This window comes from Microbispora sp. NPDC049633 (assembly GCF_040675265.1).
In the GTDB taxonomy this organism is placed as follows: Bacteria; Actinomycetota; Actinomycetes; order Streptosporangiales; family Streptosporangiaceae; genus Microbispora; species Microbispora maris.
Genome location: NZ_JBFAOO010000120.1, coordinates 1 through 22,788, shown reverse-complemented (window position 1 = coordinate 22,788; position 22,788 = coordinate 1). Strand labels below are relative to the sequence as shown.

Here is a 22,788-nt window from a genome sequence, read left to right as displayed (position 1 = left end):
GCGCCCGCCAGCAGGCCGGACGCGTGCGGGACCGGCCCGGAAAGCGCCCGCGGGGGCGCGTCGGCGGCCACAACGGCTCCCTCCGCGTCTCCCCCGGCGTCCCCCTCCGCGTCCCCCTCCGTGTCCCCCGCGACGTCCCCCTCCGCGTCCGGGGGCTCCCTCGTGGCGGGCCGCTACCAGCCGCTGTGGCCGTTCGCGGACGAGGAACAGGTGCGGAACTGGCAGAAGAGCTACCGTTCGGGTGGCCACCAGCCCTGGCACCTGGACGAGGCGCAGACCGCGCTCTCCTTCACCCAGGGATTCCTTGGCTTCAAGGGTGTCGACCAGGTGGTCGAGCGCACGGTGACCGGCGCGCACGCCCGCGTCTCCGTCGGCATCCGCGGCGAGGGCGGCGGACGGCCGGGCATCGCCGCCGTCATCCACCTGGTCAGGTTCGGCACCGGGAAGGACGCGCCGTGGGAGGTCGTGGGCACCGACGACACCACCTTCTCCCTCACCACCCCCCGGTACGGCGCCCTCGTGTCCTCACCTGTGAAGGTGGGCGGCAGGATCACGGGAGTGGACGAGCGCATCCGGGTGCGGGTGCGCGCGGCCGGGAGCGCCGGCCCCCTCGGCGAGCGCTGCTGCGTCTCGGCCGGAGGGGACAACGCCCCCTGGTCCGCCACCGTGACCTTCCGCGCGGCCCCGGGCCGGACGCTCACCGTCGTCGCGAGCACCGGCGGCCACGTGGCCGAGGTCGAGCGTTTCACCGTCACCGGTGTCCGGGTCGCGCCGTAAGTCCCGGATGACGAGCACGGTTGTCAGTGGCCCCGGCGGATCCACTCGTCGAGGTGCGGCAGTTCCGCGCCGATCGTCGTGCTGTCGCCGTGGCCGGTGTGCACGACGGTCTCGGGCGGCAGGACGAGCAGGCGGTCGCGGATCGAGTCGACGATCACGCCGAAGTCGGAGAACGAACGGCCGGTCGCGCCGGGCCCGCCCTGGAACAGGGTGTCACCGGTGAAGACGACGCCCAGGTCGGGCGCGTGGAAGCAGCAGGCGCCGGGAGCGTGCCCAGGGGTGTGGAGCACTTCGAGACGGGTTCCGGCGACCTCGACGACCTGCCCGTCGGACAGCGTGCCACCCGGTTCGCGATCGGGGTGGGTGAGCCGCCAGACCGGCAGGTCGGCCGGGTGCAGCAGGACGGGCGCCCCGGTCGCCTCCGACAGCTCCGGCGCGACCCTGACGTGGTCGTCGTGGGCGTGGGTCGCGAGGATGGCCAGGACGCGCCGGCCCGCGATCACGTCGGTGATCGCCTTGACGTCGTGGGGCGCGTCGAACACCACGCACTCGTCGTCGTCGCCGAGCACCCACACGTTGTTGTCCACGTCGAAGGTCTGGCCGTCCAGGCTGAAGGTGCCGGACGTGACGGCATGGTCGATACGGGCACTCACGTGAAGATCACCACCGAGCGGAACATGCCCTTATTCTGCACGCGGTCAGCGAGGAGCCGCGACCGGGGGTCACGGTCCCTGCCGCTGGTCCTCGGCGGTCCGGGAGGGCTTGGGCGGCAGCACCGGCTCCAGGCGGAACATCCCGGCGGACACCTCGTCGTTCCGGGGTGCGGCCCCCCGCCTGCCCGCGACCGCCACGAGCACGTCGGTCACGGTGACGAGCCCCTGCAGGGTGCCGGAGGCCCCCATGACCGGGACGACGTCCACCCCCGACTCCAGCATGACGGCCGCCACGGCGGGCAGCGGCGCGTCGGGCGGCACGTGCGGGCACCTGCGCCCCGCGAGCAACTGCCGCACCTGGCTGCTCGACTGCTCCGCCGGGCCGCCGGACCAGTGGGCCGCGATGTCCTCCCGGGTGAGCACGCCGATGATGCGGGAACCCGCGTCCACCACGGGCAGGTGGTGCATCGACCCCCGGCGCATGAGTTCCCAGGCCATGAGCGGCGACTCGTCCGGTTTCACGGTCACGAGCACCCTGCTCATCACGTCGGCGGCGGTCATGGCTTCTACGCTCATCGTGTCCTCCCCGCGGCGCACCGGCCAACTCCATCGGACCACTGCCGCCATACCCGGCGCAGTGCCGAACGACCCTACGGCCGGGGACCTCCGGCACCTGCCCGTACGGCCGCCGCGGCGATGAAATGACCAGGTCAGGGCAGGAACCGGAGGAAGACGCCGGAGGTGGGCGATGCTGGCCGGTGAGGTCATGAGCAGCCCGGCGATCACGTTGCGCCGGGACGACTCCGTACGGCGGGCGATCCGGGTGCTGTACGACCACGAGATCACGGCCGCCCCCGTGCTCGGGGACCACGGCGAGCTGGTCGGGATGGTCAGCGAGATCGACCTGCTGTGCGGCGCCTTCGCGACGGGCGGCCCGGCGCCCCGGACGGTGGCGGACGTCATGTCGCGTCAGGTGAGCACGGTCGAGGACACCGCCGACGCGAGGGTGCTGACGGACCTCATGATCACGAGAAGGATCACGAGCGTGCCGGTGCTGCGCGACGAGCGGGTGGTCGGGATGGTCAGCCGCCGCGACCTCATGGCGCTGCTGGCCCGGTCGGACGAGGAACTGCGCGACGCCGTCCTGGCCGCGCTGCGCGAGCGCTATCCCTCCGGGGCGTCGTGGGAGGTGACCGTGCGCGACGGTGAGATCGACCTGCACGGCCCCGAGGGCCAGGGCCCCCAGCACGTGGCCGACCTGCTCGCGCAGGCGGTCCCGGGGGTGCGGCCGGGCCGTCTCCTGTCATGACAGAACGCCCCTCACCACGGCGACCGGGCAGTGCGCGTGAGCGAGCAGGGCGCGGCTGACCGAGCCGAGCACGGCGGCGGTGAAGGCGTTGCGGCCGTGGGAGCCGACGACGAGCAGGACGGCCCGGGACGACGCCTCGGCCAGCGCGGAGACCGGATGGCCGCGGACCATGTCCAGCTCGGTTTCCACGTCGGCGTACGCGCCCTGCCACGACCGCAGCTCCCCGCGCGCGTACTCCTCCGCGGCCCGCCGCATCTCGTCCAGGTCCGTCGCGATCACGGGCCCGTACGGCACGGGCGGCTCCCAGGCGCACACGATCCGGATCCGCCGGCCGTGCAGCCGCGCCTCCTCGAACGCGTACGCCAGGGCGGCCTCGGACGTCTCGGTGCAGTCGAAGCCCGCCACGATCTCCTCCGCCGCCTCCGGGGCGGAGGGACGTACGACGACGACCGGCACGGCGACGTGCCCGGCGACCTGGTTGCCGACCGACCCGAGCAGCATGCCGGGGAAGCCGCCCGCGCCGTGGCTGCCGATCACGACTTCGGCGGCGCCGGAGGCCTGCTCACGCAGGACGCGGCCGGGACGCCCCTCGGCCAGCTGTGTGGTCACGACGAGGCCGGGCCGCCGGCCGCGGGCGGCCCGAGCGGCGTGGTCGAGGATCTGCCGTCCCGAGGGCGCCAGCTTGTCGTAGCAGTCGGGGATCGGGTAGCGCGGGCCGTCGTACGGCAGGCGGTCGACGGCGTGGACCACCCGCAGGGGCACGCCCCGCAGGCCTGCGTGGTCGGCCGCCCACTCCACCGCCGCGGTCGCTCCGGCGGACCCGTCGGTGCCGGCGACGACAGGATCGATGAACGGGGTCATGGCGCGGTGCCTCCTGACGTCAGCGGCAGCGGGACGCTCCAGCACAGCCGGGTGCCCCCGGTGGCGAGGGCCTCGGCGGCGCAGGACCCGCCCAGGCTCTCGGCGCGGTCGCACAGGTTGCGCAGGCCGCTGCGGCGCCCCCGCGCGGGGATGCCGATGCCGTCGTCCTCCACGAGCAGGGTCAGGCGGTCCTTCTCCAGGCGCACGGTGACGGCGGCCCGGCCGGCGTGGGCGTGCCGCACCACGTTGGAGATCGCCTCTCTCGCGACGGCCAGCAGGTGCTCCCCGACGACGGCGGGCACGCGGGTGTCGAGCTGGCCCTCCAGGCGCAGGGCCGGCAGGAAGCCGAGGGGCTCCCGCGCGCCCTCCACCAGCTCGACGAGCCTGGCGCGCAGCCCGGGGGCGCCGGCCGGGGCCCGCAGGGCGAAGATCGTGGTGCGGATCTGCCGGATCGTGCCGTCGAGTTCGTCGATGGCGGCCCGCAGGCGCGCGGCCACCTCCGGGTGCTCCTCCAGCCGGACGGCGCCCGTCAGCGTCATCGCGACCGCGAACAGCCGCTGGATGACGACGTCGTGCAGGTCCTTGGCGATGCGGTCGCGGTCCTCGAGCAACCCGAGCCGTTCGGCGTCCCTGCGCGTCTCGTCCAGTTCGAGAGCGACGGCCGCGTGGCCGGCGAAGGAGTGCAGCATGCACATCTCCGGCCGGCTGAACGGGACGCGGCCCGGCCGCCGGCCCAGCGACAGCACCCCCCGCACCGCGCCCGGCGCCCCGAGCGGCACCGCGCACACCGCACCGGCGCCCGCCGCCTCCCCTACGGCGGTGATCAAATCGGTGTCGCCCAGGTCGGCGACCACGCGGGGCTCCGCGTGGACGAAGACCTGCCCGGCCAGCGAGCCCTCGACGGGCAGCAGACGCCCCCGCGCCGCGGCGCCGACGACCTCGCCGTCGGTGATCACGACCCGCAGCGTACGTCCGCCCTCCTCGGGCAGGAGGATCGCCACCGCGTCGGCGGCGGCCATCCGCCGGGCGTGGCCGGCGATCAGCGTCAGCACCCGCGGCGTCTCGGCGCCGGACAGCAGGCTCCTGGTGATCTCCGCGGACGCGCGCAGCCAGGTCTCCCTGCGGCGGGTGTCCTCGTACAGCCGGGCGTTCTCGATCGCCACCCCGGCGGCGCCGGCGAGGGCGACGACGATCGCCTCGTCGTCCTCGTCGAACTCCCCTCCCCCGCGCTTGTCCGTCAGGTAGAGGTTGCCGAACACCTCCCCCCGGACCCGTACGGGCACGCCGAGGAAGCCGGTCATCGGAGGGTGGCCGGGCGGGAAGCCGTACGACTCGGGGTGATCGGAGATGCGGGCCAGCCGCAGCGGCCGGGGTTCTTTGATCAGCAGCCCCAGCAGGCCGAGCCCGTGCGGCCAGTGCTCGATCCTGGCGATCTCCTGCTCACTCAGCCCTACCGGGACAAACCGGACAAGGGTGTGGTCCTCCCCGATCAGGCCGAGCGCGCCGTATCGGGCGTCGACCAGCGTGGCGGCGGTCTCGACGATCCGGCGCAGCACGGTCTCCAGATCGAGACCCTCGCCCACCGAGACGACCGCCTCGAGCAGCGCGTGGACCCGGTCGCGCGTCGCCAGGACCGCCTGCAGCCTCGTGTGCAGTTCGGTCAGCAACCCGTCCAGGTGCGTCCGCGGGATCATGGCCGCCTCCCCCGTCGGCGCCACGCGTATCCGCCACAGATGAAGTGTCGCAAACCGGAGCACTCCCGGCTCCGGCCCTTTGCCAGGTCGCGACCGGCTTCTTACGGTCCGTGTACGCCTACGCGCTCCCGACCCCTGACATACCCGGACATACTCGGAGATGAGCCGGATCGGACCACGGGGGTGGGCCATGAGTGAGCGGCGTGACGGCGTCATCCGGGTCGCCTGGCACGGAGCCGACCGGTTCGACGTCCGGATCCGGCGCCACGTGGTCCGCGCCGACCAGCCGGCGGACGCCGGCGGGAGCGACACCGGGCCCACTCCGGCCGAGCTGTTCGTGGGCGGCGTCGCCGCCGGAGTCGCCTGCTGCGCCGAACGCTACCTGCGCCAGCGCCAGCTGCCCGCCGGGGTCGGGGTCACCGCGCGGTACGGCCTGGGCGTGTGTCCCGGGCGGATCGACAACATCGAGCTGTCGGTGGACGCCCCCGGCCTGCCCGCGGGGCTGCGCGACTCGCTCCTGTCGGTCCTGGAGCACTGCGCGCTCCGCACCACGCTGCGGGTGCCGCCGCAGGTCACGTTCGAGGTCCGCCAGGCCGTTCCCGGGTCAGCCGTTCCCGCAGCCCACGTGCCGTACGGCGGACCGCGGCCAGGACCGGCGGGGTCATCGGGGCGCCAGGGGTGAAATCGCCGCCCTCGATGCCGACGACGACCAGCTCGCCCGGCAGCCGGCCGAGGGCGCGCCCCAGCGCGACGGCGTCGGCCGGCCCGAGACCGTGAGAGCCCGCGGGCGGACGCGACCGCATCGGCATCGGCACGGGCATGTGCACGGGCATGTGCACCGTGCCGGGCGGAGCGCCGGAGGAGACGGCGTCGACCACGATCGCGAGCGCGGCGCCCGACCACGCCTCGACCAGCGCCGCCGGGTCACCGCGGTTCTCCACCACCGCGACGGAGGGCGGCAGCGTGCCCCGCAGCCGCCTGGCCACCCCCAGGCCCGCCGCGTCGTCGCCGCGCAGATCGCTCCCGAGGCCGGCGACCACGGTCTCAGCCATGATCCACGCAGCCATGATCCACGCGCAGGTCCAGGAAGTGCGCCGAGCAGGAGATGCAGGGGTCGTGGTTGCGTATCGCCTTCTCGCACAGCGCGGCCAGCTCGCCCTCGGGCAGGGTGAGCCGCGGGGCCAGCAGGTCGCGCAGGTCCGCCTCGATGCGCGCCTGGTTCTGCGCGGTGGGCGGCACGATGTCGGCCTCGGCGACCAGCCCGCCGTCGTCGAGCCGGTAGCGGTGGTAGAGCGTGCCGCGCGGGGCCTCCGACGCGCCGTGGCCGGCGCCCGGCCGGGGTTCGACCGGCACGCACGGCCGCTCCGGCTCGGCGTACCCGCCGAGGAGGCGCAGCGCCTCGTCGCACGCGTGCACGATCTCCACGGCCCGCACGACGATGGCGCGGTAGGGGTTGCGGCAGACGGGGCCGAGACCGGCGGCGGCGGCCGCCTCCCGCGCGAGCGGGGACAGCCGCGCCGCATTGAGCGCGTAGCGGGCCAGCGGGCCGGTGAGGTAGCCGCCTACCCCGTCGAGCCGGGCGTGCAGCGCGGTGGAGTGCGGCACCTGTTCCTCGGTCACGTGGTCCGGCCAGTCCGCGACCGGGAAGCTCACCGGTTCCGCCCGCCCGTCGCCGGCGCCGACCGCGCCGGACAGGATGGCGTACTCACCGGGGTGGCGCAGCGCGAGGAACCGGTAGTCGTGCTCGACGTCGGGGAAGTCGAACCCGGCGACCCAGGCGACGGTGGCGAGGGCGTGGTCGCGGGCGCGGCGCAGCCGCTCGGCGGCGGGGGCGAGCTCCCGGCTCGACGGCGCCCGGTAGAACCCGCCGACCCGGACGTTGACCGGGTGGATGGGCCGCCCGCCGATCACGGTGACCAGCTCGTTGCCGGCCTTCTTCAGTTCGAGCCCGCGCTCCACCAGGTCGCGGTGATCGGCGGCCATCGCGACGCCGCTCTCGTAGCCGAGGAAGTCGGGCGCGTGCAGGAGGTAGACGTGCAGCGCGTGCGACTCGATCCACTCGCCGTAGTACAGCAGCAGCCGCAGGTCGCGCAGCGGGCCGGTGACCTCGGCCCCGCAGGCGGCCTCGATCGCCTGGCAGGCGCTCATCTGGTACGCCACAGGGCAGATGCCGCAGATTCGGGCGGTGATGTCGGGCGGCTCGGTGTGCCCCCGGCCCCGCAGCATCGCCTCGAAGAACCGGGGCGGCTCGTAGATCCGCAGCTCCAGGCCGGCGATCCGGCCGTCGCGGGCGTGCACGACCAGCGCGCCCTCGCCCTCCACCCGGGTCAGCGCGCCGATCCGCACGGTCTTGTGCGTCATCCCTCCCCCTCCTCGGCCCCCTGGGCCTCCTCGGCCGCCCGCCGGAAGGGCTCGGCCGTGGCGTGGTAGGTCCGGTAGATCCGCACCAGTTCGGGGGTGCTCATGCCGAGCTCGCGCATCCAGTGGTTGAGCGACGCGTGGTTGGGGCTCTCCATCGGCCCGAAGCAGCCGTAGCAGCCCCGGTTGAAGGCCGGGCACAGCGCCCCGCAGCCCGCCTGGGTGACCGGCCCCAGACAGGGGGTGCCGTGCGCGACCATCACGCAGGCGTTGCCCCTGGCCTTGCACTCCACGCACACGCTGTGCGCGGGCACCACCGGCCGCCGCCCGGCGAGGAACGCCGAGATCACCTCGAGCAGCTGGTGCTTGTCCGGCGGGCAGCCGCGCAGCTCGAAGTCGACCGGCACGTGGGCGGCGATCGGGGTCGAGCGGTCCAGGGTGGCGATGTATTCGGGCCGGGCGTAGACCACCGCGGCGAACTCCCGCACGTCGGCGAAGTCGCGCAACGCCTGGATACCGCCCGCGGTGGCGCACGCGCCGATCGTGACCAGCCGCTTCGACACCCGCCGCACGTGCCTGACGCGCTCCAGGTCCTCCGGCGTGGTGATCGATCCCTCCACGAGCGACAGGTCGTACGGGCCGGGCCCGGGGGCGCCGGATGCCTCGAGGAAGTAGGCGATCTCCACCCGGGCCGCGACGGAGAGCAGCTCGTCCTCACAGTCAAGGAACGTGAGCTGGCAACCGTCGCAGGAGGCGAACTTCCACACGGCCAGCCGAGGCGCCCTGTCCACCACCGCGACCCCCCTCACAGCTCCGGGACGGCGAGCATCGGCGCCGCGCGGTCGTAGCGCAGCACCGGCCCGTCCTCGCACACGAACAGCGGGCCGAACTGGCAGTGGCCGCAGCGGGCCACCGCGCACTTCATGTTCCGCTCCAGCGACAGCTCCACCCGGCCGGGGGCGACGCCGCGCCGCACCAGCTCCGCCGCCGTCTTCCGCATCATCGCCTCCGGCCCGCACACGAAGGCGTACGTGCGGCGCGGCTCGAAGACGATCCGGTCGATCAGGTGGGTGACCAGCCCGACCGGCCCGCGCCAGGCGTGGTCGGGGTGGTCCACGGTCACCCGGACGTCGGCGCCCTGCCGGGACCAGCACGCCAGGTCCCCGGAGAACAGGAGCAGACCGGGAGCCCGGCTGCCGGCGATCACACTGATCCGGCCATACCCCGGCCGGTCCCGCAGCAGCGCCCGCACGACCGGCCGCAGCGGGGCGAGGCCCAGACCGCCCGCGGCCACCACCACGTCGAGGCCCGCCGCCGCGCGCAAGCCCCAGCCCTGGCCGTACGGCCCGCGCAGGCCGACGACGTCGCCGGGCCGCTTGCCGCACAGGGCGGCGCTGACCGCGCCCACGGCCCTGATCGTCTGCGTGTAGCCGCCGGAGCGGGCCCGTCCGCTGATCGAGACCGCGATCTCCCCCACGCCGGGGGCGTACAGCATGGTGAACTGGCCCGGCCGGAACGGCGGGCAGTCCCCGCGTACCGGCTCCAGCGTCAGGGTCACGGTGTCGGCCCGGTCCGGACGGCGGGAGCGCACGCGGTACGGCGCCGGCGTCATCGGGTGCGGGCCGCCGGTCATGGCAGGTTCGCCAGCTCCTCGGTGACGTCGATGCCGACGGGACACCAGGTGATGCAGCGCCCGCAGCCGACGCAGCCGGACATGCCGAACTGGTCGATCCAGGTCGAGAACTTGTGGGTGAGCCACTGGCGGTAGCGTCCGGCGTTCGAGCCGCGCACCGGCGTCCCGTTGACCTCGGAGAAGTCCAGCGTGAAGCAGGAGTCCCAGCGCTCGATCCGCTCGGCCGTGCCGTCGGTGAACGACGTGGCGTCCTCGACCGTGCTGCAGAAGCAGGTGGGGCAGACCATGGTGCAGTTGGCGCAGGTGAGGCAGCGGGCGCCGACCTGCGCCCAGCGCGGCGAATCGTGCGCCGACAGCCGTTCCTGGATGCCCTCGGTCTCCACGTGGCGGCCCATGTGCTCGGCGGCGTCGCGGGACACCTCGGCGGATGCCGCCAGGTCTTCGGCCGAGGCGGGGCGGTGCGGCAGCGCAGCGGCGATCGGCTCGCCCCGGGCGCTGCCGGTCTCGACGACGAAGCGGTGCGGCGCGGCCAGCTCGGTGAGGGCGAGGTCGAATCCGGTGGTGGCCCGGGGGCCGGTGTGCATGGAGACGCAGAAGCAGGTGCCGCCGGGGACCGCGCAGTTGACGGCGATCAGCAACAGGGCCTGCCGCCGCCGCAGGTACGCCGGGTCGGGGTGCCTGCCGCCGAGAAAGACCCGGTCCTGCACGGCGATCGCGGCCAGGTCGCAGGCCCGCAGGCCGAGCAGGGCGACCCGCGGCGCGTCCTCCTCCGCCTCCTCGACCTGTTCGCCGCGCATCCGGAAGAGCGTCTGCCGGGGCGGCTGGGTGTAGGCCTTGGCGGAGTCCGGACTCGCCGCGAACGAGAAGACCATCTCGCCGGCGCCCTCGGTCAGGCGGTAGCGCCCGGGCTCCTGGACGTCGGTCCGGCCTCTGGCGAGCCGGTCGGCGGAGGCGATCTCCTCGAAGCGGATGACGCGCTCGCGCACCACGGGACCCACGACGGCATAGCCCCGGGCCCGCAGCTCGGCCACCAGGGGTTCCAGAGATTCGATCACGACGGCGTCCACGGCGTCCCCCTCGCCCGTTCGCCCCTCCCGCTCACAGTACTCGGCTCCCGGAGGGCGGTGAAACTTTCATGCCCGTACCGGGACGACGGACCGCGTCCGGCCCGTGTACCTGACATCCGCCCGTGATCATGGTGACATTCCTGGAGCGAGGTTCGCCGAATCGGCCGCCGGAGATCCCGGCACGACGAGAGGACAGGCAATGGCAGGGCTCTTTTTTTCGGGCGCTCATGAAACCGGTTTCAAGCGGACGCGGACCCTCTGGGCCGCCGCGGCCGCCCTGGCCGCCACCGCGGCGATCGGCGCCAGCCCCGCAAACGCGGACACGGCGTCCTGCTCGATCTCGTGGTCGAGAATCTCCCAGTACGTCGTCGGGTTCACGGCGGACGGACGAGTGGTGAACACCGGGACGACCCCCCTGAAGGGATGGCGGGTCTCCTGGACGTTCACCGGGGACGAGAAGCTCTTCTCCCTGCTGACCACGTTCTGGACGCAGACCGGGCAGAGCGTCACCGGCACCAACGTGTCCTGGAACGGCACCATCGCTCCGGGAGGGAGCGTCCCCATCACGGCGGTCGGAAACTCCACGGGCGGCACGTTCGGGCTGACCGGCCTGACCTGCACGCCCCTGTAAGACGCCTCAGGCCCGCGTGACGGCCGCCCGGTAGTCGCCGGCGATGCCGGCCGCGACGGCCAGCAGCGGGTCGACCAGGCGGGGCAGCTCGCGCACCCGCCGTGAGGACACCACGATGCCGACGGCCGCGACGGGCCGGTCCCCGACCAGCACCGGCGCGGCCGCCGAGCAGGAGCCGAGCGTCATCTCCTCGTGCGTGGTCGCGTACCCCTGGGCGCGCACCTGGGTCAGTTCGCGGGCCAGCCGGCCCGGCTCGGTGATGGTGTGCGGGGTGGGCCGCTCCAGCGGCCGGGACAGGTAGGCCGTGACGAACCAGCCCGGCTCGAAGGCGAGCAGCGCCTTGCCGACGCCGGTCGGGTGCATGGGCAGGCGGGAGCCGGTCCGGGACATGATCGGCACCGCCCGCTTGCCGTACACCTTGTCCACGTAGAGCACCTCGATCCCGTCGCGCACCGCCAGATGGACGTTCTCGCCGGTGCCGCCGAACAGCTCCTGCAACCAGGGGTGCGCCACCTCCTGCAGCGGGTCGGGGGCGAGCTGCCCCAGCTCCCACAGGCGGCGGCCGATCTGGTAGCGGCCGTCGGCGCCGCGGCGCAGCGCACGCCACTCCTCCAGCTCCCCCACGAGCCGGTGGACGGTGCTCAGCGCCATGCCGGTCCGCCCGGCGATCTCCGTCAGCGTGAGCCGGGGATGCTGGACGTCGAAGGCGCCCAGGATGGCCAGGGTCCGGGAGGTGACCGAGCGTCCCTGATCGCGCGCGCCGCCGGACATGGTGCCCCTCACTCGGTAAAAACGCCGTAATCTTCCACTGAGCAGAAGCCAAGCCTACGCAGGGCGGCCCGTGCTCCCGATCCTCTAAGGCATGCGAACTCAGGTCGGGATCATCGGAGCGGGACCGGCGGGCCTGCTGCTCTCCCATCTCCTTCATCTGCGCGGGATCGAGTCCGTGGTGCTCGAACGCCGCAGCAGGGAGTACGTCGAGCGGCGGGTGCGGGCCGGGGTGCTCGAACAGGGCACGGTGGACACGCTCGTCGAAGCGGGCGTCGGCGAGCGGATGCGGCGGGAGGGCCTGCCCCACCACGGCATCGAGCTGCGGTACGGCGGGGCGGGCCACCGGATCGCCTTCGAGCGGCTGGTGCCCGGCCGGGCCATCACCGTGTACGGCCAGCAGGAGGTCGTCAAGGACCTCATCGCCGCCCGGCTGGCGGCCGGGGGCGACGTCCGCTTCGAGGTGGACGACGTGGCGGTGCACGATATCGACACCGACCGGCCATACCTCACTTTCGGGGCCGAGCGGCTGGACTGCGACGTGATCGCGGGGTGCGACGGCTTCCACGGCGTGTCCCGGCCGTCGATCCCCGAGGGCGTGCTGACCGAGTATCGCCGCGACTACCCCTTCGCCTGGCTCGGCATCCTGGCCCGGGTGAAGCCGTCGTCGGAGGAGCTGATCTACGCGCGGACCGAGCGCGGCTTCGCGTTGCACAGCATGCGCTCCCCGGAGATCAGCCGGTTCTACCTCCAGGTCGCGCCCGACGAGGACCTCGCCGAGTGGCCCGACGAGCGGATCTGGGCCGAGCTGCGGACCCGGCTGGAGACCGTGCCCGGCTTCACCCTCGCGACCGGCGAGATCATCGAAAGAGGGATCACGCCGATGCGCGGCTTCGTGGCCGAGCCCATGCAGTACGGCAGGCTGTTCCTGGCCGGGGACGCGGCGCACATCGTGCCGCCGACCGGCGCGAAAGGGCTCAACCTGGCGGTCGCCGACGTGCGGGTGCTGACCGAGGCGCTGGTGCGCTTCTTCGCCGACGGCTCGACGGAGGCTCTGGACGGCTACTCGCGGGCCTGTCTGCCCCGGGTGTGGCGGGCCCAGCACTTCTCGTGGTGGATGACGACGCTGCTGCACACGTTCGAGTCCGACGACGCCTACGCCAGGAAGCTGCAGACCTCCTATCTCGACTACGTGACGTCCTCGGCGGCGGCGGGGACGACGCTGGCGGAGAACTACGTGGGCCTGCCCTATGAAGAGGAGACACCGTGACACACCCGCCCTACCTGTATCCGGACTACGCCAGCACCGTCCTGCGGGCGCCCTCCCGGGAGCCGCTGCCGATGAAGGAGGACCCCGAAGCGGCCGAGCTGACCGGCCCGGTCTTCGGCCGCGGCGAGGTGGACCCGCTCGACGCCGACCTGACCGCCGGGCACACGGGCGAGCCGCTCGGCGAGCGCATCATCGTCACCGGGCGCGTCCTCGACGCCTCGGGCCGGCCGATCCCCGGCACGCTGGTGGAGATCTGGCAGGCCAATTCCGCCGGGCGGTACGCCCACCAGCGCGACCAGCACCCGGCGCCGCTCGACCCCAACTTCACCGGCGCGGGCCGGTGCCTGACCGACGACGAGGGACGCTACCGGTTCGTCACGATCAAGCCGGGCGCCTATCCCTGGCGCAACCACCCCAACGCGTGGCGGCCCGCGCACATCCACTTCTCGGTGTTCGGCACGGCCTTCGCCCAGCGCCTGGTGACCCAGATGTACTTCCCGGGCGATCCGCTGTTCGCCTTCGACCCGATCTTCCGGTCCATCCCCGACCCGGCCGCCCGTGAGCGGCTCGTCGCCGCGTTCGACCTCGACGTCACCGAGCCGGAGTGGGCGCTCGGCTACCGCTGGGACGTGGTGCTCGGCCGTACCCCGATGGAGGACGCGTGACCACCCCCTCGCAGACCGTCGGCCCGTTCTTCGGGTTCGGACTGCCGTACGCCGCCGACTGGGAGCTCGCGCCCGCGGACCATCCGGGAGCGGTGACGATCACCGGCCGGGTGCTCGACGGCGCGGGCGAGCCGATCCCGGACGCCCTGCTGGAGCTCTGGACGGGCGAGTCGGGGACGCGGGGCGCCCTGGGCCGCAGCGGGACCGGGGTCTCCGGCTTCGGCCGGTGCGCCACCGCACCCGACGGCTCCTACCGGTTCCGCCTCGTGCCGCCCGCCCGGCCGTACCTGGCGCTGCTGGTCTTCGCGCGGGGCCTGCTCAAGCCGGTGCGGACCCGCGTCTACCTCGCCGACGTGCCCGACCCGCTGCTCGGTTCGCTGGACCCGGCCCGCCGCGCGACGTTGCTCGCCCGCCCGGACGGGCAGGACGCCTACCGGTTCGACGTACGGCTGCAGGGCGAGGAGGAGACGGTCTTCCTTGAGTTCTGATGCAGGGCTCCTGAGCCCCGTGTGGGCGGGCACCGGCGTGGCGGCGGTCACGGACGACGACGCCTGGCTGCGGGCGATGCTGGAGACGGAGGTCTGCCTCGCACGGGCGCAGGCCCGCCTCGGCGTCGTCCCTGAGCGGGCCGTCGCCGCGATCGCCGAGGCGGCCCGCCCGGAGCGGTTCGACGTCACCGATCTGGCCCGGCGGGCCAGGGACGCGGGCAATCCCGTCGTGCCGCTGGTGAAGGATCTGCGGGCCGCGGCCGGCGAGGCGGGCTCCTGGGTGCATCATGGCGCCACCAGCCAGGACATCCTCGACACCGCGTCGATGCTGGTGTCCGCGCGGGCCCGCGAGGTGATCCTGCGCGACCTCGGCCGGGTGCTCGCCGCACTGGCCCGGCTGGCCGTCCGGCACCGTGACACGCCGATGGCGGGCCGTACGCTCGGGCAGCAGGCCGTGCCCACCACGTTCGGGCTGAAGGCCGCCGGGTGGCTGACCGGCTGCCGGGACGCCCGTGATCGCCTGGCGGCCGTGCGGCCGCCGGTCCAACTGGGCGGCGCGGCCGGGACGATGGCCGGATACGGGGAAAGAGCGCTCGATCTGCTGCCGCTGTTCGCGGCGGAGACCGGGCTGGCCGAGCCGGTGCTGCCCTGGCACGCGCTGCGCACCCCGGTCACCGACCTGGCCTGCGCGCTCGCCGCCGTGACGGGCGCGCTGGGCAAGCTCGCCACCGACGTGATCCTGCTGGCGCAGAGCGAGGTGGGCGAGGTCGCCGAGCCCGCCGCGCCGGGCCGGGGCGGCTCGTCGGCGATGGCGCACAAACGCAACCCGGTGCTCGCCACGATGATCAGGTCGGCGGCGTCGCAGGCGCCCGCGCTCGCGCAGATCCTGCTCGCCTCGCGGGTCGCCGAGCACGAGCGGCCCGCCGGGAGCTGGCACGCCGAGTGGCAGCCGCTGCGCGAGTGCCTGCGCCTGGCGGGCGGCGCGGCCGAGACGGCCGCCGAGCTGGCGGACGGGCTGGAGGTGTTCCCCGAGCGCATGCGGCACAATCTCGATCATCTGCTCGCCGTGCTGGCCGAGCATGGGGAGGACCCCGGCATCGGGGCGGCGGCCGCTCTGGTCGACCGGGCTCTGGAGCACCACAAGGGAAAGGCGCCATGATCCCGCACCACCGATTCGACGGACCGCCGGACGCCCCGGTCGTCGTGCTCGGGCCCTCGCTGGGCACGACCCTCGACCTGTGGGAGCCCCAGCTCTCCGTGCTCACGCGCACCTGGCGGGTGCTCCGCTACGACCTGCCCGGCCACGGCGGATCCCCGGCCGCCTCCGGCTTCACGCGTGGCCTGACCGTGGACGACCTCGCCGGCGGGGTGCTGGCGCTGCTCGACCGGCACGGCCTGGACTCGGTCGCGTACGCCGGGGTGTCGCTGGGCGGGGCCGTCGGGACCACGCTGGCGCTGCGGGCGCCGGACCGCGTCGCGAGCCTGGTCCTGTGCTGCACCTCCGCCCGGTTCGGTACCCCGGAGAGCTGGCGCGAACGCGCCGCGCTGGTCCGTGCCGAGGGCACCGGGCCCTTGACCGAGGCGACGAGAGGCCGGTGGTTCACGGCGGGCTTCCCCGGCGCCGGGCGCTACCTGGACATGCTGGCCGGCGTGGACCCCGAGGGGTACGCCGCCTGCTGCGACGCCCTGTCGGCGTTCGACGTCCGCGACCGGCTCGGCGAGGTCCGCGCCCCGGCGCTGGTGGTGGCGGGGGCGCAGGACCCGGCCACCCCGCCCGGGCACGCCGAGGTCCTGGCCGGAGGCATCCCCGGCGCGGAGCTGCTGGTGGTCCCGGGGGCCGCCCACCTGGCCACGGCCGAACGCCCGGACGTCGTGAACGAGGCGATCGTGCGCCACCTGACCACCCGCTGGAGGACGGCGTGAGCTACGACGACGGCATGCGCGTGCGCCGCGAGGTGCTGGGCGACGCGCACGTGGACCGGGCGCGGGAGCGCACCACCGAGTTCACCGCGGACTTCCAGGATCTGATCACCCGGTACGCCTGGGGGGAGATCTGGACCCGGCCGGGGCTGGACCGCCGGACCCGCAGCTGCATCACGCTCACCGCCCTGGTCGCCCACGGGCACCTGGAGGAGCTGGCCATGCACGTGCGGGCCGCCTTGCGCAACGGGCTCACCACCGACGAGATCAAGGAGGTGCTGCTGCAGACCGCGATCTACTGCGGCGTGCCCGCCGCCAACGCCGCGTTCGCCGTCGCCCAGCGGGTGCTCGCGGAGGACGCGCGGGGGGAGGCCGGATGACCTTTCTGGTGGTCGGGGAGAGCCTGGTCGACCTGATCGGCGCACCCGGGTCGTGGACCTTCACCGCCGTGCCCGGCGGCAGCCCGCTCAACGTCGCCGTGGCCCTCGCGGCGCTGGGCCGGCCGGTGCGGTTCGCGGGCGAGGCCGGGGACGACTTCTTCGGCGGCCTGCTCCGCGATCATCTGACCCGGCACGGGCTCGGGACCGGCGACCTCGCCCTGGCGGCGGCGACCGGACTGGCCTTCGCCCGCGTCGGCGCGGACGGCTCGGCCTCCTACGACTTCCGTTTCGACTGGGCCTTCTCCGCTCCGGTCGCGCTCGACGGGGTGACCTGCCTGCACACCGGCTCGCTGGCCACGCTGGCGGCCCCGGGCGGTGGTCACGTCAGAGGCCTGATGCGGGCCGCCGCCGAGGCGGGGATCACGGTGTCCTACGACCCGAACATCCGGCCGTCCCTCGTCGGCGACCCGGCGCGTGCCCTGGCCCACGTCGAGGAGTGCGTACGAATCGCCCGTCTGGTCAAGGCGAGCGCCGAGGACCTCGACTGGCTGTATCCGGGCGAGCCCTGGCCCGAGGTGGCGCGGCGCTGGGCCGGTCTCGGCCCGGCTCTCGTGGTGGTCACCCGGGGCGGCGACGGCGCCGCGGCGGTGCTGGACGGCGAGGTGATCACCTGCCCGGCCCCGGCCGTCGAGGTGGTGGACACGGTCGGCGCGGGCGACACCTTCACCGCCGCCTACCTCGACGCGCTCGGCCCGCTCGACGGCGCTCCACTACGCGCGGAGCGCGTGGCCGAGGCACTGCGGCGCGGCTGCGCCGCCGCCGCGATCGTCTGCACCCGCGCCGGAGCGGTCCCGCCGACCCGGGAGGAGGTGAAGTCCTTCTCCCCGGGTACGGGTGCCTCACGAGACGAGGAGGGACATGAATGATCGAGATAATCCCTGTCGACACCCCCTCCCTGGGCGACCGCAGCTACCTCGGCACCGATGGTGACGTCGCCTTCGTGGTGGACCCGCAGCGGGACATCGACCGGATGCTCCGCCTGGCCGAGCGGCGTGGCGTCGAGATCCGCCACGTGTTCGAGACCCACGTGCACAACGACTATGTGACCGGCGGGCCGGCGCTGGCCGAGGCCACCGGCGCGGACTACCACGTGAACGCGGCCGACCCCGTGGCGTTCGACCGCTGCCCGATCGAGGACGGGGACGTGGTCGAGATCGGCCCGCGGACGCGCCTGCGCGCCGTCGCCACCCCCGGCCACACCTTCACCCACCTGTCGTACGTGCTGGAGTCGCCGGACCGGCCGCCCGCCGTCTTCACCGGAGGCTCTCTGCTGCACGGCACGACCGGGCGGCCCGACCTGCTCGGCCGCGAGCACACCGGCACGCTGGCACGGGCCCAGTACGCCTCGGCGAACCGGCTGGCCCGCGAGCTGCCGCCCGAGACGGACGTCCTGCCCACGCACGGGTTCGGCAGCTTCTGCTCGGCCACCCAGTCGGAGGTCACCGAGTCGACCATCGGCATGGAACGACGGGTCAACCCGGTCCTGACGCGCGGCGAGGACGAGTACGTCCGGTCGCTGCTGGCCGGGCTGGACGCCTACCCCGCCTACTACGCGCACATGCCCACGCTCAACCGGGCCGGGGCGGACGCGCCCGACCTGTCCGCGCCGCGCCGCGCGAACGCCGCCGAGCTGCGGCGCCGCCTGCGGGCCGGCGAGTGGGTCGTGGACCTGCGGTCCCGTACGGCGTTCGCGGCGGGCCATCTGGCCGGGGCGCTCAACTTCGGACTGGACGGCGACTTCGCCGTCTACCTGGGCTGGCTCATCCCGTGGGGAACACCGGTGACGTTGCTGGGCGAGACGCCGGGGGACATCGCGGAGGCCCAGCGCGAGCTGGCGCGGATAGGCATCGACCGCCCCGCCGCGGCCGCCACCGGAGGACCCGCCGACTGGACCGGCGACGACAAGCCCGCGTCCATGCCCGCGGCGACCTTCGCCGACCTGGCGACCATGCGCCGCCACCGCTCGATCGTGGTCCTGGACGTGCGCCGCGACGCGGAGTGGCGCGAGTCGCACGTGCCCGGCGCGGTCCACATCCCGCTGCACGAGCTGCCGTCGCGGCTGCACGAGGTGCCGGAGGGCGAGGTGTGGACGCACTGCGCGAGCGGCTACCGGGCGTCCATCGCCGCCTCGATCCTGGCCGCCGCCGGGCGCGAAGGCGACGTCGTCGCCGTCCACGACGACTACGACCCGCACGCCGTGATCTCGCGGTTCGCCGCATCCGCTGGGTCCGGCCTGGCGCGACATCCCTGGTGACCACGCGTCCGATGCGCCGTCGTCACCCGAGTGCGAGCAGCGCGATAACCGTGCGGGCCGCCTGCCCGCCCTCCTCCTCGGCGATCGCCAGGGCGGCCCCGGCGTCCAGGTCGTCCAGCAGCGCGCGCACCGCCGCGCGCTCGCCGGCCGCCGGCGTCCCTGGCCGCCCGGCCGCAGTTCGGTAGGCAGCACGGTGGAGCCGCTCCAGCCGGGCGGCGGCCTCCTCCGGACCGCCGGGGCGGTAGTCCCAGTCGGTAGCCCACGGGTGATCGAGCAGCAGCAGGCGCACGGCGCCGGCCGGGTAGTCCCGCAGCAGGTCGGCGGTGAACACGAGGTTGCCCGCCGACTTGGCCATCTTCGCGCCGTCCACGCGCACCACCCCCACGTGCAGCCAGGCGCGGGCGAACGGCCGCACCCCGGTCGCCGCCTCGGCCATCGCGGCCTCGTACGCGTGGTGCGGGAAGCGCAGGTCGGCGCCGCCCGCGTGCAGGCCGAGGGCCGGCCCGTACGTCGTCAGCGCCATGGCGGCGCACTCGGCGTGCCACCCGGGCCGTCCGTCGCCCCACGGGCTCGGCCAGCCCGGCTCCCCCGCCCTCGACCGCCGCCAGACGGCGACGTCCGCAGGGTCGTCCGCGCCCGGGTCGTCCGGATCGTCGCCGAACTCCGCCAGCAGACGGGCCGCCTCCTCGGCGCCGAGCCCGGCCCGCTCGCGCACGCCCGCGCCGCGGAAGTACACCGCCCCGTCCCGCTCGTAGGCGTGGCCCAGCTCCACCAGGGCGCGGGCGAGCGCCACCACCTGCGGCACGTACGTGTGCGCCCGCGGCTCGTACGTCACCGGGTGCACGTGCAACGCCGCCATGTCCCGGTCGAAGTAGAACTGCTGCACCGCGGCGAAGCTGTCGTACGGGCTGCCGGCCCGGCGCGCGGCCGAGGTCAGCACGTCGTCCACGTCGGTGACGTTGCGGCAGACCTCCACGGGCACGCCGGCGTGCCGCAGCACCCGGGCCGCCACGTCGGCCCACACGAACGTCCTGGCATGGCCGAGGTGGGTGGTGTCGTAGGGCGTGATCCCGCACACGTACATCCGGGCGCGGCCCACCACGGGCAGCGGCCGCCTGCCGATCGTCAGCATCGAACCCCCTTTCATCGCGGGCGGAGGAACTCCCGCAGCCGGACGAGTGGCCAGGTGTTGATTACCCGATCGGGGGTGAGCCAGCCCCGCTGCGCGGTGCCGACGCCGTATCGCATGTTCGCCAGGTGCGGCACGGCGTGCGCGTCGCTGTCGATCGCGAACAGCACGCCCCGGCCGGCCGCCCGCCTGACCAGGTCCGCGGGCAGGTCGAGCCGGTCGGGGAAGGCGTCGATCTCCAGCGCCGTGCCGGTGCGGACGCAGGCGTCGAACACCCGCGGCCAGTCGGCGTCCACCGGCTCCCGCCTGCCGATGACCCGCGCCGTCGGATGTCCGATGATCTTCACGTACGGGTTCTCGCAGGCCCGGATCAGCCGCCGGGTCATCTCCTCGGCCGGCTGGGTGAAGTGCGAGTGCACCGAGGCCACGCACAGGTCGAACCCGGCCAGGAACTCCGGCGGCCAGTCGACCTCGCCCTCCGGGCCGATGTTGAGCTCGCACCCGTGCAGCAGCGTCATGCCGGGGCGGGCGGCGCCGAGGCGGCGGAGCCGCTCGCGCTGGCCGAGCGCCTTCTCGCCGGTCATCCGCTGCATGGACAGGTCGGGCGCGTGGTCGGTCACCGCGTAGTAGTCGTAACCCCGGGCGGCAGCGGCCTCGGCCATCTCCTCCAGCGGCGCGAGCCCGTCGGTCAGGTCGGTGTGGGTGTGCAGGTCGCCGCGGATGCCGGCCATGGTCACGACCTCGGGCAGCTCCTCGCCGAGCGCGGCCTCGATCTCGCCGGTGTCCTCGCGGAGGGCCGGCTCGATCCACGGCAGGCCGAGCATGCCGTACACCTCCGCCTCGTCCGCCGAGGCGATCTTCTCGCCGGTCGCCACGTCGAACACGCCGTACTCCGACAGCTTCAGCTTCCGGTGCACGGCGATCTCCCTCGTGCGGATGTTGTGCGCCTTCGATCCGGTGAAGTACTGCAGCGCGGCCCCCCAGGAGTCCCCCGGCACCACCCGCAGGTCGACCTGGAGCCCCGACGCCGTGCGCACCGAGCTCTTGGTCTCGCCGTGCGCGATCACCTCGGTGACGTACGGCAGTGTGGTGAAGGCCGCCATCAGGGCGGCCGGATCCTCGGCCGTGGCCAGGACGTCGACGTCGCCGATCGTGTCCTTCATCCGCCGCAGCGACCCGGCGTAGGCGCACCGCTCGCAGCCCGGCACGGCCGACAGCGCGGGGACGACCTCCTCCGCGACGGCCATGGCGATCCCGATGTGCACCCGGCTGCCGGTCTTGCGCATCACCTCGATGCCGTGCAGCAGGTTCTCCTCGGTCTTCGCGCCGAACCCGTGCAGCCCCCGCAGGGCCCCGGCGTGGATCGCGTGTTCCAGCTTCTCGACCGAGTCGACGCCCCGCTCGTGATACAGCACCATGGCCTTCTTCGGCCCGAGCGTGGGGATCGTGGTCAGCATGCGGACCCCGGTGGGAATCTTCGTCCGCAGCTCCTCCAGCTGGTGGATCGACCCGGTCCGCAGATATTCGTCGATCTTCGCCGCGATCGACGCGCCGACATTCGGGATCGACCGAAGACCCGTCGCGTCCATGCCGTCGATCTCCCGGCCGTACCCGCCGACCGACCGGGCCGCCTTCTCGTAGACCCGCACCTTGAACGCGTCGCCCCCGGTGATCGCGATCAGGTCGGCGTACTCCTGCAGCAGCCCGGCGACCTCCTCGTTGCACCGTCTCATCGCAGGCACCCCCAGCCAGGCTGCCACGCGTCCCCGGGCCGTCTCCAGGTGCCGAGGTCCCGGTCCGGTGTGACCGAAGACCCGGGTGATTCGTACCGCCGGATCCGGGACATCGCGCCCTGTCCGCTCCCGCCGCGCGCCGACGATAATGGCGGCCATGACAGAAGCGGCGGCGCGGGTCGACGGGTGTGAACCCGGATCGTCGCCGCCTTTCCGGCCGCGGCCGCCCGTCCGGCTGCCGGTCCGGTTGCTCGCTCCGGCGTTCGGGGTGACCGTCCTGCTGCTGCTGGCGCCGGCCGCCGCCGCGTCGTCGGCGGTTCCGGCCTGGCCCGCCTGGACCCTGGTGGCCGCCGCGGGGGTGTCGTTCACGGGAGCCGTGCTGACCGCCCGCCGGGCCCGCCCGGACGTACGGCCCCTGCCGGTGGCGTTCGTCGCGCTGCTCGCGGCGGTCACGATCACGGCGGCCCTGGCCTACGGAACGGACGGCTGGCAGACGCTGTTCTCCCTGCTCGCCGTGGCCGTGGCGCTCGTGCTCCCGGTCCGCGCGGCGCCCCCGCTCGTCGCCGTCACGGCCGCGCTGGCCGCGCTGCTCCCGGCCCACGACGGCTCGTTCGGCGAGGCGCTGTGGGGCACCGCGCTGACCACGTTCCTCGCCGGGATCACGACGTACGGCTTCCGCCGGATGGGCGAGGTGATCGAGGAGCTCGGCCGGACCCGGGAGAGGCTCGCCGTCGCCGCCGTCTCGGCCGAGCGGCTGCGCTTCTCGCGCGACCTGCACGACCTGCTCGGCCACACGCTCTCGATGGTGGTCGTCAAGGCCGAGGCCGTACGGCGGCTCGCCCCGCGCGACACGGAGGCGGCCATGCGGCACGCCGCGGACATCGAGGCCATCGGGCGGCAGGCGCTGACCGAGGTGCGCGAGGCGGTCACGGGGTATCGGGACGCGAGCCTCGCCTTCGAACTGGACAGCGCCAGGGCCGCCCTGGCCACGGCGGGCATCGACTGCGTCGTGAAGGAGTCGGGGCCCGCGCTGTCGCGGGAGACCGACATGCTGCTGAGCTGGGTCGTCCGCGAGGGGATCACGAACGTCGTGCGGCACTCCGGCGCCCGGCGCTGCGTGATCACGCTGCGCCGCGAC

The 22,788-nt window shown here is 74.1% G+C and carries 25 protein-coding genes; 13 read left to right on the top strand and 12 right to left on the bottom strand.

Annotated elements, in window-relative coordinates; genetic code table 11:
• The coding region (locus tag AB0J39_RS26465) for a hypothetical protein (protein WP_363469209.1) at positions 1-777 on the top strand (777 nt) is incomplete at its 5' end.
• A gap of 23 nt (positions 778-800) precedes the next feature.
• On the opposite strand, the gene AB0J39_RS26460 is transcribed toward AB0J39_RS26465, so the two are convergent.
• Positions 801-1,430 carry an MBL fold metallo-hydrolase gene (locus AB0J39_RS26460; RefSeq protein ID WP_363469207.1) on the bottom strand — a complete coding sequence of 210 codons (630 nt, stop codon included), beginning with the start codon at positions 1,428-1,430 and terminating at the stop codon, positions 801-803.
• A gap of 69 nt (positions 1,431-1,499) precedes the next feature.
• Positions 1,500-2,006, bottom strand: coding sequence for a CBS domain-containing protein (locus tag AB0J39_RS26455; protein WP_363469205.1), 507 nt, complete (start codon positions 2,004-2,006; stop codon positions 1,500-1,502).
• 172 nt (positions 2,007-2,178) lie between these two features.
• Between AB0J39_RS26455 and AB0J39_RS26450 the strand changes: the two genes are divergently transcribed.
• Positions 2,179-2,739, top strand: coding sequence for a CBS domain-containing protein (locus AB0J39_RS26450; protein ID WP_363469203.1), 561 nt, complete (start codon positions 2,179-2,181; stop codon positions 2,737-2,739).
• Here AB0J39_RS26450 and AB0J39_RS26445 read toward each other — a convergent pair.
• Positions 2,734-3,600: a universal stress protein gene (locus AB0J39_RS26445; RefSeq protein ID WP_363469201.1), complete on the bottom strand. Its 867-nt coding sequence runs from the start codon at positions 3,598-3,600 to the stop codon at positions 2,734-2,736. The genes AB0J39_RS26450 and AB0J39_RS26445 overlap by 6 nt on opposite strands.
• Complete coding sequence (locus AB0J39_RS26440) at positions 3,597-5,294, bottom strand: GAF domain-containing protein (protein ID WP_363469199.1); 1,698 nt, start codon at positions 5,292-5,294, stop codon at positions 3,597-3,599. Before AB0J39_RS26440 ends, AB0J39_RS26445 begins: the two co-directional genes overlap by 4 nt.
• Positions 5,295-5,484: 190 nt before the next feature.
• On the opposite strand from AB0J39_RS26440, the gene AB0J39_RS26435 reads away from it, so the two are divergent.
• On the top strand, positions 5,485-5,976 hold the full coding sequence (locus AB0J39_RS26435) for an OsmC family peroxiredoxin (RefSeq protein WP_363469197.1): 492 nt from the start codon (positions 5,485-5,487) through the stop codon (positions 5,974-5,976).
• On the opposite strand, the gene AB0J39_RS26430 is transcribed toward AB0J39_RS26435, so the two are convergent.
• Genes AB0J39_RS26430 through AB0J39_RS26410 form a run of 5 tightly spaced genes read right to left on the bottom strand, consistent with a single transcriptional unit; the run spans position 5,867 to position 10,340 of the window.
• Positions 5,867-6,346 carry a hydrogenase maturation protease gene (locus tag AB0J39_RS26430; RefSeq protein WP_363469195.1) on the bottom strand — a complete coding sequence of 160 codons (480 nt, stop codon included), beginning with the start codon at positions 6,344-6,346 and terminating at the stop codon, positions 5,867-5,869. The genes AB0J39_RS26435 and AB0J39_RS26430 overlap by 110 nt on opposite strands.
• Complete coding sequence (locus AB0J39_RS26425) at positions 6,339-7,655, bottom strand: Ni/Fe hydrogenase subunit alpha (protein WP_363469193.1); 1,317 nt, start codon at positions 7,653-7,655, stop codon at positions 6,339-6,341. Before AB0J39_RS26425 ends, AB0J39_RS26430 begins: the two co-directional genes overlap by 8 nt.
• Complete coding sequence (locus tag AB0J39_RS26420; protein ID WP_363469191.1) at positions 7,652-8,443, bottom strand: oxidoreductase; 792 nt, start codon at positions 8,441-8,443, stop codon at positions 7,652-7,654. The genes AB0J39_RS26425 and AB0J39_RS26420 overlap by 4 nt, the downstream gene beginning before the upstream one ends.
• Before the next feature lie 14 nt (positions 8,444-8,457).
• On the bottom strand, positions 8,458-9,285 hold the full coding sequence (locus AB0J39_RS26415) for an FAD/NAD(P)-binding protein (RefSeq protein ID WP_363469189.1): 828 nt from the start codon (positions 9,283-9,285) through the stop codon (positions 8,458-8,460).
• Positions 9,282-10,340 carry a 4Fe-4S dicluster domain-containing protein gene (locus AB0J39_RS26410; RefSeq protein WP_363469187.1) on the bottom strand — a complete coding sequence of 353 codons (1,059 nt, stop codon included), beginning with the start codon at positions 10,338-10,340 and terminating at the stop codon, positions 9,282-9,284. The genes AB0J39_RS26415 and AB0J39_RS26410 overlap by 4 nt, the downstream gene beginning before the upstream one ends.
• 211 nt (positions 10,341-10,551) lie before the next feature.
• On the opposite strand from AB0J39_RS26410, the gene AB0J39_RS26405 reads away from it, so the two are divergent.
• Positions 10,552-10,983, top strand: a complete 432-nt coding sequence (locus AB0J39_RS26405) for a cellulose binding domain-containing protein (RefSeq protein WP_363469185.1) — start codon at positions 10,552-10,554, stop codon at positions 10,981-10,983.
• Between the two features lie 6 nt (positions 10,984-10,989).
• Here the strand turns inward: AB0J39_RS26405 and AB0J39_RS26400 are convergent, their stop codons facing one another.
• A complete protein-coding gene (locus AB0J39_RS26400) occupies positions 10,990-11,754 on the bottom strand; it encodes an IclR family transcriptional regulator (RefSeq protein WP_363469183.1) in 765 nt (254 codons plus the stop codon).
• 91 nt (positions 11,755-11,845) lie between these two features.
• Here AB0J39_RS26400 and pobA point away from each other — a divergent pair, with 91 nt between their 5' ends.
• Genes pobA through AB0J39_RS26360 form a run of 8 tightly spaced genes read left to right on the top strand, consistent with a single transcriptional unit; the run spans position 11,846 to position 18,788 of the window.
• Positions 11,846-13,021: a 4-hydroxybenzoate 3-monooxygenase gene (gene pobA, locus AB0J39_RS26395; protein ID WP_363469181.1), complete on the top strand. Its 1,176-nt coding sequence runs from the start codon at positions 11,846-11,848 to the stop codon at positions 13,019-13,021.
• On the top strand, positions 13,018-13,686 hold the full coding sequence (pcaH, locus tag AB0J39_RS26390; protein WP_363469179.1) for a protocatechuate 3,4-dioxygenase subunit beta: 669 nt from the start codon (positions 13,018-13,020) through the stop codon (positions 13,684-13,686). Before pobA ends, pcaH begins: the two co-directional genes overlap by 4 nt.
• Positions 13,683-14,174: a protocatechuate 3,4-dioxygenase subunit alpha gene (locus AB0J39_RS26385; protein WP_363469177.1), complete on the top strand. Its 492-nt coding sequence runs from the start codon at positions 13,683-13,685 to the stop codon at positions 14,172-14,174. Before pcaH ends, AB0J39_RS26385 begins: the two co-directional genes overlap by 4 nt.
• Positions 14,164-15,333, top strand: a complete 1,170-nt coding sequence (pcaB, locus tag AB0J39_RS26380) for a 3-carboxy-cis,cis-muconate cycloisomerase (RefSeq protein ID WP_363469175.1) — start codon at positions 14,164-14,166, stop codon at positions 15,331-15,333. Before AB0J39_RS26385 ends, pcaB begins: the two co-directional genes overlap by 11 nt.
• Complete coding sequence (pcaD, locus tag AB0J39_RS26375; RefSeq protein ID WP_363469173.1) at positions 15,330-16,097, top strand: 3-oxoadipate enol-lactonase; 768 nt, start codon at positions 15,330-15,332, stop codon at positions 16,095-16,097. The genes pcaB and pcaD overlap by 4 nt, the downstream gene beginning before the upstream one ends.
• Positions 16,094-16,474 (top strand): 4-carboxymuconolactone decarboxylase, encoded by a 381-nt coding sequence (gene pcaC, locus AB0J39_RS26370; protein WP_363469171.1) that lies wholly within the window; start codon positions 16,094-16,096, stop codon positions 16,472-16,474. The genes pcaD and pcaC overlap by 4 nt, the downstream gene beginning before the upstream one ends.
• Positions 16,471-17,400 (top strand): carbohydrate kinase, encoded by a 930-nt coding sequence (locus tag AB0J39_RS26365; RefSeq protein ID WP_363469169.1) that lies wholly within the window; start codon positions 16,471-16,473, stop codon positions 17,398-17,400. Before pcaC ends, AB0J39_RS26365 begins: the two co-directional genes overlap by 4 nt.
• On the top strand, positions 17,397-18,788 hold the full coding sequence (locus tag AB0J39_RS26360) for an MBL fold metallo-hydrolase (protein ID WP_363469167.1): 1,392 nt from the start codon (positions 17,397-17,399) through the stop codon (positions 18,786-18,788). The genes AB0J39_RS26365 and AB0J39_RS26360 overlap by 4 nt, the downstream gene beginning before the upstream one ends.
• Before the next feature lie 22 nt (positions 18,789-18,810).
• Here the strand turns inward: AB0J39_RS26360 and AB0J39_RS26355 are convergent, their stop codons facing one another.
• Positions 18,811-19,920, bottom strand: a complete 1,110-nt coding sequence (locus tag AB0J39_RS26355; protein ID WP_363469165.1) for a class I tRNA ligase family protein — start codon at positions 19,918-19,920, stop codon at positions 18,811-18,813.
• An 11-nt stretch (positions 19,921-19,931) separates the two neighbouring features.
• On the bottom strand, positions 19,932-21,650 hold the full coding sequence (gene polX, locus AB0J39_RS26350) for a DNA polymerase/3'-5' exonuclease PolX (RefSeq protein WP_363469163.1): 1,719 nt from the start codon (positions 21,648-21,650) through the stop codon (positions 19,932-19,934).
• A 157-nt stretch (positions 21,651-21,807) separates the two neighbouring features.
• Here polX and AB0J39_RS26345 point away from each other — a divergent pair.
• Positions 21,808-22,788: histidine kinase (locus tag AB0J39_RS26345; RefSeq protein ID WP_363469161.1), on the top strand; the 981-nt coding region annotated here is incomplete at its 3' end.

Bases quoted from the DNA above. Each gene is read 5' to 3' on its own strand.
- AB0J39_RS26455 (WP_363469205.1), bottom strand. From the start codon at position 2,006: ATGAGCGTAGAAGCCATGACCGCCGCCGACGTGATGAGCAGGGTGCTC.
- AB0J39_RS26450 (WP_363469203.1), top strand. From the start codon at position 2,179: ATGCTGGCCGGTGAGGTCATGAGCAGCCCGGCGATCACGTTGCGCCGG.
- AB0J39_RS26445 (WP_363469201.1), bottom strand. From the start codon at position 3,600: ATGACCCCGTTCATCGATCCTGTCGTCGCCGGCACCGACGGGTCCGCC.
- AB0J39_RS26440 (WP_363469199.1), bottom strand. From the start codon at position 5,294: ATGATCCCGCGGACGCACCTGGACGGGTTGCTGACCGAACTGCACACG.
- AB0J39_RS26435 (WP_363469197.1), top strand. From the start codon at position 5,485: ATGAGTGAGCGGCGTGACGGCGTCATCCGGGTCGCCTGGCACGGAGCC.
- AB0J39_RS26430 (WP_363469195.1), bottom strand. From the start codon at position 6,346: ATGGCTGAGACCGTGGTCGCCGGCCTCGGGAGCGATCTGCGCGGCGAC.
- AB0J39_RS26425 (WP_363469193.1), bottom strand. From the start codon at position 7,655: ATGACGCACAAGACCGTGCGGATCGGCGCGCTGACCCGGGTGGAGGGC.
- AB0J39_RS26415 (WP_363469189.1), bottom strand. From the start codon at position 9,285: ATGACCGGCGGCCCGCACCCGATGACGCCGGCGCCGTACCGCGTGCGC.
- AB0J39_RS26405 (WP_363469185.1), top strand. From the start codon at position 10,552: ATGGCAGGGCTCTTTTTTTCGGGCGCTCATGAAACCGGTTTCAAGCGG.
- AB0J39_RS26400 (WP_363469183.1), bottom strand. From the start codon at position 11,754: ATGTCCGGCGGCGCGCGCGATCAGGGACGCTCGGTCACCTCCCGGACC.
- pobA (WP_363469181.1), top strand. From the start codon at position 11,846: ATGCGAACTCAGGTCGGGATCATCGGAGCGGGACCGGCGGGCCTGCTG.
- pcaD (WP_363469173.1), top strand. From the start codon at position 15,330: ATGATCCCGCACCACCGATTCGACGGACCGCCGGACGCCCCGGTCGTC.
- AB0J39_RS26365 (WP_363469169.1), top strand. From the start codon at position 16,471: ATGACCTTTCTGGTGGTCGGGGAGAGCCTGGTCGACCTGATCGGCGCA.
- AB0J39_RS26360 (WP_363469167.1), top strand. From the start codon at position 17,397: ATGATCGAGATAATCCCTGTCGACACCCCCTCCCTGGGCGACCGCAGC.
- AB0J39_RS26355 (WP_363469165.1), bottom strand. From the start codon at position 19,920: ATGCTGACGATCGGCAGGCGGCCGCTGCCCGTGGTGGGCCGCGCCCGG.
- polX (WP_363469163.1), bottom strand. From the start codon at position 21,650: ATGAGACGGTGCAACGAGGAGGTCGCCGGGCTGCTGCAGGAGTACGCC.